General features: G+C 67.9%; 11 protein-coding genes. 1 reads left to right on the top strand and 10 read right to left on the bottom strand.

The window, feature by feature from the left end; all coding sequences use genetic code 11:
• Positions 1-4: 4 nt before the first annotated feature.
• From A3OK_RS22345 to A3OK_RS0104430, 7 genes are all read right to left on the bottom strand, one after another.
• Complete coding sequence (locus A3OK_RS22345) at positions 5-1,915, bottom strand: AI-2E family transporter (protein ID WP_019903733.1); 1,911 nt, start codon at positions 1,913-1,915, stop codon at positions 5-7.
• A 112-nt stretch (positions 1,916-2,027) separates the two neighbouring features.
• Entirely contained in the window at positions 2,028-2,408 is a 381-nt protein-coding gene (locus tag A3OK_RS0104460) for a response regulator (protein ID WP_019903732.1), read from the bottom strand.
• Between the two features lie 435 nt (positions 2,409-2,843).
• Positions 2,844-3,305 (bottom strand): DUF4126 family protein, encoded by a 462-nt coding sequence (locus A3OK_RS0104455; protein WP_019903731.1) that lies wholly within the window; start codon positions 3,303-3,305, stop codon positions 2,844-2,846.
• A gap of 215 nt (positions 3,306-3,520) precedes the next feature.
• Positions 3,521-4,318, bottom strand: a complete 798-nt coding sequence (locus tag A3OK_RS0104445) for a lytic transglycosylase domain-containing protein (protein ID WP_019903729.1) — start codon at positions 4,316-4,318, stop codon at positions 3,521-3,523.
• A gap of 271 nt (positions 4,319-4,589) precedes the next feature.
• Complete coding sequence (locus A3OK_RS0104440; RefSeq protein ID WP_019903728.1) at positions 4,590-6,896, bottom strand: TonB-dependent receptor; 2,307 nt, start codon at positions 6,894-6,896, stop codon at positions 4,590-4,592.
• Positions 6,897-6,960: 64 nt separating this feature from the next.
• On the bottom strand, positions 6,961-7,365 hold the full coding sequence (locus A3OK_RS0104435; RefSeq protein WP_019903727.1) for a DUF2946 domain-containing protein: 405 nt from the start codon (positions 7,363-7,365) through the stop codon (positions 6,961-6,963).
• A 26-nt stretch (positions 7,366-7,391) separates the two neighbouring features.
• On the bottom strand, positions 7,392-8,783 hold the full coding sequence (locus A3OK_RS0104430) for a PepSY domain-containing protein (protein WP_026596929.1): 1,392 nt from the start codon (positions 8,781-8,783) through the stop codon (positions 7,392-7,394).
• Between the two features lie 770 nt (positions 8,784-9,553).
• Here A3OK_RS0104430 and A3OK_RS0104420 point away from each other — a divergent pair.
• Positions 9,554-11,032: a PAS domain-containing methyl-accepting chemotaxis protein gene (locus A3OK_RS0104420; RefSeq protein WP_019903724.1), complete on the top strand. Its 1,479-nt coding sequence runs from the start codon at positions 9,554-9,556 to the stop codon at positions 11,030-11,032.
• Between the two features lie 14 nt (positions 11,033-11,046).
• Here the strand turns inward: A3OK_RS0104420 and A3OK_RS0104415 are convergent, their stop codons facing one another.
• Genes A3OK_RS0104415 through madL form a run of 3 tightly spaced genes read right to left on the bottom strand, consistent with a single transcriptional unit; the run spans position 11,047 to position 13,014 of the window.
• The gene (locus A3OK_RS0104415) at positions 11,047-11,715 is read right to left on the bottom strand and encodes a GntR family transcriptional regulator (protein WP_026596928.1); all 669 of its coding nucleotides are present in this window, start codon (positions 11,713-11,715) and stop codon (positions 11,047-11,049) included.
• Positions 11,716-11,774: 59 nt separating this feature from the next.
• Positions 11,775-12,539, bottom strand: a complete 765-nt coding sequence (gene madM / locus A3OK_RS0104410; protein WP_019903722.1) for a malonate transporter subunit MadM — start codon at positions 12,537-12,539, stop codon at positions 11,775-11,777.
• 4 nt (positions 12,540-12,543) lie between these two features.
• Complete coding sequence (gene madL, locus A3OK_RS0104405; protein WP_019903721.1) at positions 12,544-13,014, bottom strand: malonate transporter subunit MadL; 471 nt, start codon at positions 13,012-13,014, stop codon at positions 12,544-12,546.
• Positions 13,015-13,238: the final 224 nt, after the last annotated feature.

Raw genomic sequence — 13,238 nt, 5'->3', positions numbered from 1 at the left:
GGGACTAGTCGCGTCCGGCCCGCGCCGGCGCGGCAAAGCGCAGGGCCGCGTCGAGGGCGTCGTTGAGCGAGGTCACCAGCACGTCGGCGGAGGTGGTCCGGCGCAGGCGGTCGATGGTCGAGGGATCGCGCTCGCGCCAGAACCCGACGAGCACCTTCACGCCGGGCAATTCCTTGCGTGCCTGACGGACGGTGAGGCGGATCTGCGAGAGGCTGACCGGCTCGAGATAGGAGAAGCAGATCATCGCGATCTCGTCCGCGCGCTCCGGGCGTGTGTCGGCGCGCAGGTCGGCGAGTGAGGTCATCTGCGCGGCGAGGCCGTGCCGCCCGAGGATCTGGCTCAACATCAGCGTCGCCGCCTCGTCGAACGGACCGCGGCTCGACACGCAGAGGATCGGGGAGCGTCCGCGCCAGTTCGCGGCGAGTTCGTCGTGGGCCAGCACGATGCCGGCGCTGCTGCGATCCGGCCCGGCCGCGGCGATGGCCGCCTCCGCCTCGGCGCTGCCGGCGGAGCCCGACCGCTTGATCGGCGCGAGCTTGAGCCTGTCGACCACGGTGCGGATCGCCGCTCCGACTTCGCCTTGGCGCGCCCGGTCGAGGGCACCTCGGGCGAGGTCGTCCTGCGCCAGGCGAAGGCCGGCGAGCACGACCTCGTCGTAATAAGTCACCAGCGCCCGGGCCTTCAGCACCTGCCGGCCCTGCTCGATCGCCTCGGCGGGGTCGCCGGCGAGCATGCGCTGATAGAAGATCTCGGGGGGCGCCAGGGCGGGTTGGTCGCCGAGGATGACGTCGAGGAACCAGAGCCGGTCGACATGGCGGCCGAGGACGACGAGGCAGACCGTGATCGGCGTCGCGAGGACGAGGCCGATGGGTCCCCATAGGAAGGTCCACACGGTGGCCGACAGGATGACGGCGAGGGGCGAGAGGCCGGTGGAATGGCCGTAGAGCAGCGGTTCGACCACGTGGCCGGCGATGGGCTCGACGATGAGGAACAGGAGCGCGGTGGCGATAACCATCGACCAGCCCGGGTCCACGGCCGCCGCCAGGATGAGGGGCAGCAGGGCGCTGATGGCGCCACCGATATAGGGGACGAAGCGCAGGATCGCCGCAAGGACGCCGAACAGGATCGGGCTCGGCACGCCGATGAACCAGAGACCGGTGCCGATGACCGCGCCGAAGGCGATGTTGAGGGCGAGTTGGGCGAGGAAGAACCGGCTGAGCCGGTTCGTGGCATCGTCGATGGCGGCCGTGGTGCGGCGCAGGTCGCCCGAACCCGCGAGCCGGATGGCGCGGTTCCGTAAATCCTCGCGCTGGATCAGGATGAAGATCGTGAACAGCAGGATCAGGCCGGCGGTGGCGAGCGGGTGCAGGATCGGCCCGACGAGAGTGCCGAGCGTCGTTGTGAGTGCGGCCTGCGGTGTCGTGACGACGACGTGGAGCGGATTGGCGTGGCTTCCTGCCCTGCCCGGACGTTCATCGTCGTTCGGGGGCGCCGGCTGCAATTCCTCGCCGAGATCCTGCACCATCTCGACGATGCGCGACAGCGTCCCGCTCCCCGACGTCGCCTCCTTCACCGAGGCGATCTTCTCCCGGATGGTGATCTGGTAGCGCGGCAGATCGGCGGCGAGTTGCCCCGCTTCGGTAGTGATGAGCAGCCCGACGCCGATCATGGCAGCGAAGGCCGCGACCACCACGAGGGGCGCCGCCGCGGCACGCGGAACGAAGGCCCGCCTCAGGAGGCGCACTGCCGGAACCAGGACGAAGCTCAGAAGGATCGCCAGGACGACCGGGACGATGATGTCGCGCCCGAAATAGAGCATCGACGCGATGGTGACGACCATGAGGCACGAGGCCAGGATCGTGAACACCGGCATCGCCTGCCGCAGCAGGCGCGCGGTGATGGGATCGTCACTCATGCCTAAAGTCGCTCATGCCGACCGTCACTCATGGGGATGGGGTCTCGTCTCGACGCGTGTCACCGGAGGCCCCGTCGCGACGAAGCCCGTATTACCGAACGGTGCCGGGAGGTCAGTCCGGAGATGCAGCAGTGCCGAGTGCCGCGCCGATCTGTGTGAGGAGCTTGGAGAAGTCGATGGGCTTCGGGTGATAGTCGTCGCATCCTGCCTGGATCGCCTTGTCGCGGTCGCCCAGCATGGCATGGGCTGTGAGCGCGATGATGGGGATGCTCCTCGTATCGCCGCTGGATTTCAGCGCGCGGGCGGCCGACCAGCCGTCGAGGACCGGCAGGTTCATGTCGAGGAGGATCACGTCCGGGCGTCCGGCGCGTGCCTGCTGCACGCCGGCCTCGCCGTCATGCGCCATGATGACGTCGTAGCCGCGACGTTTGAGACGGCGGGAGAGAAAGTCCCAGATCTCTTCGTGATCTTCCACCAGCAGGATCTTGGCCATCAACGAAACTCCGGCATCATTTCAACCCAACGACTGGGATATGTTCTCACGTCATCTGTCGTTCGGGACACCGGGTATCCCTCTCGTTCGATCGCTCATGTGCAGGACGTCCGTCCTCACGCCCGGCGCCCCGGCCATGATGTCCCGTGCCCGGCCCCGGTCGAGATCCAAGGCTGGGCCATGTCCGGGCTTTCGGGATGTCCGCAACGTCATCGTCCCCGTCTCGTTCGACCCTGCATGGACGCGCCTGAAGGCGGAGCGTCCCGGTTTTCCGGGCGTGACGATGAACTGCAACGCACCAATCGCATTTCCGGTCCGTGAGCTCGACAATTCTATCGCCCTGCACGGGCAGGGAATGCGACGCGATGCTGCTCTGCGGGATGACAGCGGTAGACAGGCCTCGGCACCGGGCTGGAGAACCGATGTCGCCGACCGCTAAAGCGCGCTCGCGATGAGCGTCGCCGCCATGATGGCGGTGGCATCCTCGACGATCGCCGCAGGCCGGTCCGAGCCGAAGGACGCAGCGATCCGCGCCCTCGCCGCGGCGCCACCCAGCGTACCGATGACGGCACCCGCCGCTCCCGCGAGGCTTCCGGCAATAGGATGCCCCGAAGCGATGCCGATGGCGCCGCCGCAGAGCGTGCCGCTGACGATGCGCGCGGCGAATTGCATCGGCACCGTGCGGCTCGGCGTGCCGGGAAGCTGGTCCGCCACGAACTCGGCGAGCGCGAGGACGGTGAGGATCATGGGTGTATAGCGATAGCCGAGGAAGGCGAGCCAGCTCCCGTCGAGAGAGAGCCAACCGAGATGCGCGGCCCAGGCAATGGCGGCCGGTGCCGTCATGGTCCGAAGACCCGCCACGATGCCGATCGATCCCGCGAGAACAAGCCCGGTCATGGAAATCCTCCGGCTGCGATGACGGCATCGATGTCGATGCGCCGGATCGCCGATACGGAGACAGTCGATCTGTTGCTGCCCAGGTCAACCCTGCTCAGGTCAAACCTGCTCAAGTCGACCGTGGCCGATCTTACCCTTGCGGCCGCGATCGACCCGTCATCCAGCCCGAACGAAGGCCCGATCCCCGCCACATGCTTGGGCGGGCCTTCGAAGGATCAGTTGCCGTCGATCTGGCGGCCGAGCTGCGCGATCGCCTTCTGGTAGACCGTGGCCGCGTTCCATCCCTGGATCGCCGCGAAGTTCGGCTCGCCCGGCTGGTAGCCCGCCCCGGCTCTCCAGCCATGGCCCTTGAGGAAGTTCGCGGTGGCGTTCAGCGCGTTGGGGGCGCTGTCGAGGCTCCCGCCGGTGCTGTAGGTCAGCACGTTCTTGGGCAGGAACTGGGTGTGGCCGACCTCACCATGCGCCGCGCCGCGGGTCGAGGCGTTGAGGATGCCGCGATCGACGAGGGTGAGCGCCGCATAGAGCTGATCGGTGAAGAAGGCCGAGCGGCGGCAATCATAAGCGAGCGTCGCCACGGCGGACAACGTGTTGATGTTGCCGCGAACCGCGCCGAAGCCCGTCTCCATGCCCCAGATCGCCAGGAGAGGGCCGGACGGCACGCCGTAACGCTGCTCGATCGACTCGAACAACGCCGCGTTGGTCTGTTTCAGCTTGCGTCCGCGGGCGACGATGGTCGGGCCGCCGCGCTTGGCCAGGAATTGGTCGAGCGTCAGGCGGAAGCTCTTCTGGCCCCGGTCGGCCGAGATGGTCGCCGCGGAATAGGAGGTCTCCATCAGCGCGGCCAGGCTCGCGGCGCTGGCGCGTCCCCTCGCCTCTTCCGAGAACTGGGTCTTCCACGTCTCGAAACCGCTGGCCGTGTTGCCGCATTGGGCCGCCTGCGCCGTGCTGCCTAAGCAGGCCAGGGCACCGAGGCCGGCAGCGATCGAGGCCGCCTTGTAGCCGCGTCTGGTCATCCGAAACTCCCTCGTCACGGCAGCTTCACGAATACCGCCGACTTTGCCGCCCGACCTAAGCTGTTCCCGAGATGAAGGCTACAACCTTGCGGAGATGTCGAGGTGCCTGGTGTCGGTTTCGCGCGAGATGTGATCGTAAGGTAACCGGTCCGGTCACGGGATCGACCCTGAGCGGAGCCGTTTTACGGTTCCGGGGCATGATCGAGCTTGCCTTTCCCCGATGGAAGCTCCGATGGGCCGGGCACGTCCACCTGCCCATCGGAAAGACCGTTCAGAAGGACAGCTTCATCCCGGCCACCACGTTGCGCGGTGCCCCGGCGAAGACCGACCCCGTGGTCGCGGCGAGGATGGCCGCGCCATTCTGCAAACCGCTCGTGGCGTTGAGCGAATTCGCGATGTTCTGGGCCGAGGAGACGTAGGTCTCGTCGAAGACGTTGCGGACCTCCGCATAGAGGCTGATGCGTTTGGCGTAGCCGCCGGCGAGATCGGCCGCGTAATGCACGTTGGCATTGACGACGGTGTAGCCCGGCGCCTTGAGCTGGTTGGCGTTGTCGATGAAGAACCCGTCCTGAACGACGGCCTCCACGTAGGCGCCGAGGCCGGCGAGCGGCCCTGTCGGCTGGTCGTAGCCGATGCGGGCGAGGAGCTGGTGGGCGGGCACGCCGGGAATGGCGTTGCCGGCACGGTCGAACCGGTCGGTGAAGGTTCCGGCGCTGAGCTGCTCGGTGTATTTCGTGTAGATCTGGTCGTCGAACGTGTAGGCGGCCACCGCCCGCCATCCGTGCGAGAAGGCCCAGTCGGCCGCGAACTCGATGCCGCGATGCTCCGAGGCCGGGGCGTTGAACGTGTAGCTCAGGAGCCCGGCGCCGGGGGATTGCGAAACGAGTTCGTTGCGGAAGAACTCGTAGAATCCGGTGAGGCTGAGGCGCAGGGTCTCGGTCGGCGTCCAGTCGGCGCCGAGGTCGAAGCCGAGATTCTCCTGGGTCTGGAGCTGGGTGTTGTTGCCCGGCAGGCCGGCGGTGGTGATGAACAGGTTGCTCGCCGCCGGCGTGGTGTAGCCGGTGGCGGCACGACCCCGGAACGCCCAGGCGGCGTTCGGCCGGTAGACCAGGGCGAGTTCCGGGGCGACGTTGAGGAAGCTGCGGTCGGTGGTGGCCACCGTCGTCGTCCGCCCCGACGCCGAATAGGCGTAGGCGACGTTGCGCCCGGTGATGGTGGTGTTCTCGGCGCTGATGCCGAGGACACCGGTCCACCGGTCGGAGAGCGCGACCTCCGTCCGGGCTCGGCCGCCGAGATTCGATTGGACCGCCTCCTGGTCGCCGATCAGTGCACCGAGGGTCGGCCCGCCATAGGGGGCGCGGTTGTAGGTGGTGATGTGGTTGTCGATGGTGTTGTAGGCGAGCGCCACGTAGCCGACCGCCGGCAGACCGAAAAGATCGCCGCGCCGGGTCAGATCGGTGAGGAAGTTCCAGGACGGATAAGAGCCGCGCGACGAGGTCGTGTAGAAAGGCTGGTTGAAATTGCGCTCGTCGAAGCCGAGCTGCGTCCGCCACGTAGTCTGCGCGTCGATGTCGTGCTCCCAGCGCGCCGCCACGATGGTGCGGCGGTCCTTGCGGCCGAATCCGCCCTCATCCGCCGTCACCGGCACGGTGGCGCCGTATGCGCCGTTGATGCGCAGGTTCGTCAGGGTGCAGCCGGGTGCCGCGGTGGCCGCTGCTGCGCAGCCGCGCTGGTAGGGATTGATGCCGAACTGGTCGAGGGAAGAGCGTGCGGGAAGGTCCGCGTTCACCTGATTGTTGATCACCTTCAGGGTGAAGCGGTTGTCGGGGGTCGGGGTGTAACTCGCCAGCAGGTTGATGGTCTGGGTGTCGTAGGAGGAATCTTCCTGGTAGCCGTTGCCGCGCGCGTCGCTGACATACAGGCTGATCTCCACCGGACCGCTGACGCCGCCCACGGTGAAGGAGTTGCTGAGATAGCCGAAGCTGCCGGCATCGGTGCCGATCTCGTAGCCGTCGATCTCGCGGCCGGTCCGGGTCCGGAACGCTAGGGCGCCGCCGGTGGCGTAATTGCCGAACAGGGCCGATTGCGGCCCGCGAAACACGTCGATGCGGGAATAGGCGCGCGGATCGACGAGATCGAACCGGGAGGCGCCGTCCGGCTGCGTCAGGATGAACCCGTCCTCCAGCACGACCATGTTCTTGGTGACGCCGGTGGAGCGGGCGTTGTTACCGCGGATCGAGATGACGACGTCGCGCGCGCCGTTGCCCTGGCGCACGGTGACGCCCGGACTGTTGAGGAGGACCGAGCCGATCGTGGTGGCGGGGCGGTCGCCGACCGTGCCGTCGCGGCCGATCTGCGTCACGACCTGACCGACCGGCTGCTCGATGACGCTGGGAGCGGAGCCCTGGGGCGAGGCGACGCCGAAGCCGCTGCGCCCGGGTTCCCCGACGACGGAGAGCTCCGGCAGTGTCACGCCGTCATCGGCCGCCTGCGCGCGGGCGTCGGCGCTCGCGAGCGGCAGGGCGGCGAGGACGAGGATGGCGCGGCGGGTAATATTGGAGGGGGTGTGGAGGGACATCGCAGGGGTTCGTTCCGGATCGCGGCAGGGGTCGATGCGCTGTCGGCGACGGCGCGGTGCTGGATCAGGACGAGAGCGGCGGAGCTCGCGGTTGGCCGGTTCGGCGATGCGGGCGTTTGGCGGCCAGTGGCGGTGGGATCGGCCAGGCGAGGGCGTTCCATCCCTGACGCCGTGCCAGTGACGGCGCTTGCGGGAGGATCGGACTCGACAACCCGACGGCGCAGAGCGGGCAGGCCTTGCAGACCGACGAGGCGGGCGCCTGCTCGTCGAGCGCGGGAGCGTCCTCCGAATGCCCGCAGATCACCGAGAGGCCGAGCGGGCCGGTCGACCATCCCTGTGATGCCCCGGCATCCGCAGGCATCCGCAGGGCGGCCAACGGCGCGATGGCCTGAGCCCAAAGGGCGAGCAGGATCAGTCCGCTGCCGAGGCAGAGGCGGCTGGCGCGAAAGAGGCGGATGAGGTCGGGCACCGGGGCTGCTCTGAGGCTCGGTGGCGTCAGGCCGCCGCCGGCCGTCGCGCGCCTCGTCGGAGCGCTTGGATAGCGAGATCGATCCCGATCATGGCGAGGATGGCGAGACCGGTGAGGGGGAACAGCGCACCGAGCCCGAGGACGATCGCCGTGACCGTAACGGCGATCCTGCGGTCTCGCGGCCAGGGCGGGATGCCGAGGCCACCAGCCGGCCGCCGCTTCCACCACATGACGCCGGCGGTGACGCTGAGTAGGATGGTAGCGAGGCAGAAGGCGAGCATGGCCAACTGGTTGACGCGGCCCCCATACTCGCCCTTGTGCAGGCCGATTCCGTACTGGATCGCCTGTCCGACCCCGCCGAGATCGGCGAATTTCACGTCGACCAGGGGCGCGCCCGTATACTGGTCGAGGGAGACCAGCCGCTGGCGGTTCACGTCGCGGGGGTAGATCGCGGCTGCGTAGACGCCGCTGGGACCGTCGGGCAGAGCGACCTCGTAGCCGCGCGGCATGCCGAGATCAGCGAAGATGTTGGTTGCCCGGTCGAGGCCGATCGCCGGCACCTCCGCCGGCCGCGAGGTCGGCATGGGGGCGTCCTCCATGGTCCAACCGGGATTGGTCAGACGGTCCTTCATCGGCACGAGGGAGACGGTCCTGGCGGCCCATAGGGCGCGGGGCTGGCCGAGACCCGCCTCGTTGGACAGGGCGCGGACCTGCTGGCCCCACCAGACCGACCAGGGCAGCCCGGTCAGAGCGAGGAAGAACAGGCCGCCGCCCGCCACGAGGCCCGTCACCGCGTGGAGATCCCGCCACCAGACGCGTCTGGCCGGCTTCGCCCGGATGGTGACGACGCCGCCCCCCTGCCCGTTCCCCTGCCCGCGCGGCCACCACAGATAGGTGCCCGTGACGACGAGGATGATGGCGAACCCCGCGACCACCTCCACGATCCCGTTCGCAATCGTGCCGAAATAGCTGAGGCTGTGCAGGCGTCTCACTACCATCATCGGGTCGCTGTCGGTGGCCACCGTGTCGAGCACGTCGCCGCTATAGGGGTTCAGGTAGACGACGGTCCGGGAGGTGCCCTCCCTCAGGGTCACGAGGGCGGACGCGGTCGCCGAGCCCGGGTCGGTGAAGGAGATCGGCACGCCGCCCGGAACGGCCTCAGAGGCATTGTAGACGAGACGGCTCGGGCTCAAGGGAGCGCGAGCCTGCGCCGCAACCTCGGTCCGGTAGGCGAAGAGCGTGGCGTTGATCTCGTCCTTGAACAGGTAGATCGCCCCGGTCGCCGAGAGCAGGATGAGGAACGGCAGGCAGAGCAGGCCGGCGTAGAAATGCCAGCGCCAGACGGCGCGATAGACGCCGTCGCGCGACGCTCGCACGGCGCTGTCCGCACGGACTGCGCCCTGAAATGGAGAATTCATCGGGAAAGGTCCGGGTCCGGGGCCGAGCGATCAGGGATGGAATGATCGGTCAGGCGGCAGGCGGACCTCGTGGGCCGACGGATCGGTCGGGCGGCGCTCGCGTCCCGTTCGTCTCGTCGCTCGGCCGGAGTGGCCGGGATGCAGGCGAGACGGGCCAATCGAGAATCGCGAATGCCGTCGCCTGGAAGGCCAAGGCTTGAGCGGCTTGGGCCGGGGTGCAGCACCCATGCTGGCAGGAAGTGGCCGGATCGGCTGGCGAGCGCGATGCGTCGTGCGCGCAGATGGCACTCTCGGGTGCAGCCGGCGGAAGAGGCGCCAGTGTACCGAGAAAAGCCTGGAGGCACAGGCCGTAGAGCACGATCACGGCGACGATCGCGCGCCCCCGGATCGTTCCTGTCAAGCCTTCACGCATGGAGGGGGCTTACGGGAAACCCCCGTCGGGCGTCAACGCGACGGCGCAGATTGAGGAGGGACGGCGACCGACTCGGATGATCACGGCATGAGTCGGCCGCCATGACTTTCGGACACAACGATGAATGTCGGTCGAGATTGCCGAGATCCACCTCTCGAGTTCGGCGATGCGATAGAATGACAACTACCATGGAATGTTAAGCACTATCGGTCGCAGACAGTACATTCAACTATTGATGGATGAACTCAATTTATTCCCCTGGCGCGACGCATTATTAACCGAAAGATAAACATCTCGGGCGTCAATGTGCGTGGCCGCATGTCGTGACCTGCCCCTAACTTTAGCGTCTGCGAGAGCGATGAACATTTTCAGCAACCGCGATCTGCAATCCCGGATCGATGCACTGGATCGCTCTCAGGCGGTCATCGAGTTCAAGACCGACGGGACCATCCTGACGGCGAACAAGAACTTCCTCGACGCGGTCGGCTACGAGCTCGCCGAGATCCAGGGCAAACACCACAGCCTGTTCGTCGACCCGGCCTTCAAGGAGAGCCCGGCCTATCGCGCCTTCTGGGTCGCGCTGTCCGGCGGCACCTTCCAGTCCGGCGAGTTCAAGCGCATCGGCAAGGACGGCCGCGAGATCTGGCTGCAGGCCACCTACAATCCCATCCTCGGCCGCGACGGCCGGCCCACCCGGATCGTCAAGTTCGCCTCCGACGTCACCGAGCAGGTCAACCGGAGCACCGACCAGGAAGGTCAGGTCAAGGCCCTCGACCGCTCGCAGGCGGTGATCGAGTTCACCCTCGACGGCACCATCCTCACCGCCAACAAGAACTTCCTCGACGTGACGGGATACCGCCTCGACGAGATCCAGGGCCGCCACCATAGCCTGTTCGTCGATCCGGACTTCCGGGCGAGCGCGGAGTACAGGAGCTTCTGGGACAACCTCGGCCGGGGCGAGTACCAGTCCGGCGAGTACAAGCGCATCGCCAAGGGCGACCGCGAGGTCTTCATCCAGGGCAGCTACAACCCGATCTTCGATCGCGACGGCCGTCCGCTCAAGGTGGTCAAGTTCGCCATCGACGTCACCCGCCAGGTGCTCGAGCGCCAGAGCCGCGCCGCCCTCCAGGTCTCCATCGCCAGCGATCTCAACGCCATCGCCGGCGCCGCCTCGGGCGCCTCGCGCCAGGCCGGTCAGGCCGCCCAGGCCTCGACCCAGGTCTCCTCCGACATCCAGACCGTCGCCTCCGGCGCCGAGGAACTGGCCGCCTCGGTCTCCGAGATCAGCATGCAGGTCACCCACGCCTCCGAGATCTCCGGCCAGGCGGTCAAGCAGGCCCAGGAGACCAGCGCCATCATCGCCGGCCTCTCGGGGGCTGCCACCCGCATCGGCGAGGTCGTCGCCCTGATCCAGGGCATCGCCGCCCAGACCAACCTGCTGGCGCTCAACGCCACGATCGAGGCGGCGCGCGCCGGCGAGGCGGGCCGGGGCTTTGCCGTGGTCGCCACCGAGGTCAAGGCGCTCGCCGCCCAGACCTCCAAGGCCACCGAGCAGATCAGCACCCAGATCCTGTCGACCCAGCAGGCGACCCGCGAGGCGGTGGGCGCGATCTCCTCGATCCAGAGCACGATCATGACCCTCAACGAGGTCGCCAGCGCGATCTCGGCGGCGGTGGAGGAGCAGAGCGCCGTCACCCGCGAGATGTCCTCCAGCATGCAGACCGCCTCCAACGGCGTCACCCTCATCACCGAAAGTCTCGACGAGATCGCCCGATCCACCGAAGAGGTCGACACCGCCACGCAAAAGGTCAGGATCGCGTCGAGCGCCGCCGCCTGAGCGGAGGCACCGCCTCACTCGCCGGCATGCTCGGCGATGTAATGGCCGATGGCGCTCGCGGCGTTCAGCATGTGGGCGCGCATGCGCCGCGCGGCGCCGTCGCCGTCGCCCTCGGCGATGGCGGCCAGGATCTCCCCGTGCTCGGCGCGCGAGGTCCGGATACGCTCGCCGTGGCGTAGCTGGGTCCGGCGGAAACCCGAGAGCCGCGTGCGCAGGGCGAGCGCCTGTTCCAGCAGGAAGCCGTTATGGGTAGCGCCGTAGAGCGCCTCGTGGAAGCTGCGGTTCAGCGTGTCATAGGCGTCGACGTCGCCCGCCTCCACCATCTCTTCCGAGCGGGCATGCAGGCCCATGAGGTGACTGCGCTCCAGGGGCGTCATCCGGTAGGTGGCGAGCCGGACGCACATCGCCTCGAATTCGGCGGTGGCCTCGAACATGTCCATGATCCGTTCCGGCGTCATCCGGGTGACGACGACGCCCCGGCGCGGCCGCAACTCCACGAGACCGTTGAAGGCGAGCTGGCGCAGCGCCTCCCTCACCGGCGTGCGCGAGGCTCCGAAGCGGTCGGCGAGATCCTGCTCGTCCAGGGCCGTACCCGCGCTCAAGGTACCGGCCGCGATCTCGTCGGTCAGGGCGTTGCGGATCAGGTCGGAGAGAAGCCCGCGCTCCTCAGCGATGGCGTCCATGGTCGTCGTGCCCTCCCCCGTCCCGATCGCCGGCCCGGAGCCGGCGGTGATCGCTCCCGTCATCCCACGATGGCCCGGACGGTCAAGTAGAAGATCGACGGGCCGACGAGGCAGCCGATGCCGGTATGGAAGGTGGCGGTGAGCGCGCCGTAGGGCACGAGCTTCGGGTCCGTGGCGGCCAGGCCCCCGGCAACCCCGCTGACGGTGCCCATCAATCCGCCGAAGGCCATGGCGGAGCGCGGGTTGTCGAGGCCGATGAGCCGCGCCACCAGGGGCGTGCCCACCATGACCATCACCGCCTTGGTGACGCCGGTGGCGATGGACAGGGCCATGACGGCGGAATCCGCGCCCAGTGCGGCGCCCGTCACCGGGCCGACGATGTAGGTGACGGCACCCGCCCCGATCGTCGTGATGCTGACCGCGTCGGTATAGCCGAAGGCGACCGCCGTGAGCGCGCCGACGATGAAGGGAATGATCGTGCCGAGGGCGAGGGCGACCACACCGAGAATGCCGGCGCGCCGCGCCTCCACCACGTCGACCTCGAAGGCGGTGGCGACGATGGCGAAGTCGCGCAGCATGGCGCCGCCCATCAGGCCGATTCCGGCGAAGACCGGCAGGTCGGCGACCCCTTTCTTGCCACCGGTATAGGTGCCGGCGACGTAGGCCAGCACCAGTCCCAGAACGATGGCGATGGCCGAGCCGTGGACGCGCCCGGCGGTGAGGTGGCGCGCGGCGAGGTTCGAGACCAGCATCAGGCCTCCCACTACGGCGAAGGCGGCAACGAGGCTCTGCTCGACGAAGACGTGCTCGATCATGTGCAGCATCGGATCAGGCCTTCGTGCCGGAGAGCGGGATCGTCGCGGAGGCGACGTCGGGTGATCCGCCGGCGATCACGTCGCCGCCCCGATCGATGGCGGGCCGGGCCGGCTCGCCCGCACCGCCTTCGCGGCGGCCGAAGCGTCCGAGGAAGGCGACGCAGCCGAAGCACAGCAGCAGCGAGACCGTGGCGGCGATGAGCACGATCGGGCCGCCCTTCACGGCGGCCACCACGTTCTGCTGGGCGGCCATGGCGACGACGATGGGGATATACATGGTCGACCAGAACTCGACTCCGAGCTTGATCCCGGAGCCGAGCTTGCCCTTCGCCACCAGCCAGCTTCGGGCGGCGATGAGCAGGATCATCGCGAGGCCGACGCCGCCGACATTGGCCTTCACACCGAGGGCAATGCCCAGGAGATCGCCGAGGAACACCCCGATCAGAGTGCAGAGCGCGAGGAGCGCGACTCCGAAGATGGTCATGCCGCCCCTCCCCGTGTTTCCATGAGCGAGGCATTGCGCCGTGCTGGGTATGTCGAGGCCATGGTTCTATCTCCGTCCCGTATTTTTTGATTCGGTTATTATTTGCTTCAGTATACATATGCTTGACATTTAAGCAATTCAGGATACCGTAAGGTGAAATTCGACGGCTCGTGGATGTCGAGTCGGGCGATTTCACGGCCTTCCGCATACGCGAGGCCCGGATG

This window comes from Methylobacterium sp. 77 (assembly GCF_000372825.1).
Classification (GTDB): domain Bacteria; phylum Pseudomonadota; class Alphaproteobacteria; order Rhizobiales; family Beijerinckiaceae; genus Methylobacterium.
This window is presented reverse-complemented; position numbering and strand designations above follow the sequence as displayed.

Coding starts and splice junctions, on each gene's coding strand:
- A3OK_RS22345 (WP_019903733.1), bottom strand. CDS start 1,915: ATGAGTGACGATCCCATCACCGCGCGCCTGCTGCGGCAGGCGATGCCG.
- A3OK_RS0104460 (WP_019903732.1), bottom strand. CDS start 2,408: ATGGCCAAGATCCTGCTGGTGGAAGATCACGAAGAGATCTGGGACTTT.
- A3OK_RS0104440 (WP_019903728.1), bottom strand. CDS start 6,896: ATGTCCCTCCACACCCCCTCCAATATTACCCGCCGCGCCATCCTCGTC.
- madL (WP_019903721.1), bottom strand. CDS start 13,014: ATGACCATCTTCGGAGTCGCGCTCCTCGCGCTCTGCACTCTGATCGGG.
- madM (WP_019903722.1), bottom strand. CDS start 12,539: ATGCTGCACATGATCGAGCACGTCTTCGTCGAGCAGAGCCTCGTTGCC.
- A3OK_RS0104430 (WP_026596929.1), bottom strand. CDS start 8,783: ATGAATTCTCCATTTCAGGGCGCAGTCCGTGCGGACAGCGCCGTGCGA.
- A3OK_RS0104455 (WP_019903731.1), bottom strand. CDS start 3,305: ATGACCGGGCTTGTTCTCGCGGGATCGATCGGCATCGTGGCGGGTCTT.
- A3OK_RS0104445 (WP_019903729.1), bottom strand. CDS start 4,318: ATGACCAGACGCGGCTACAAGGCGGCCTCGATCGCTGCCGGCCTCGGT.
- A3OK_RS0104420 (WP_019903724.1), top strand. CDS start 9,554: ATGAACATTTTCAGCAACCGCGATCTGCAATCCCGGATCGATGCACTG.
- A3OK_RS0104415 (WP_026596928.1), bottom strand. CDS start 11,715: ATGGACGCCATCGCTGAGGAGCGCGGGCTTCTCTCCGACCTGATCCGC.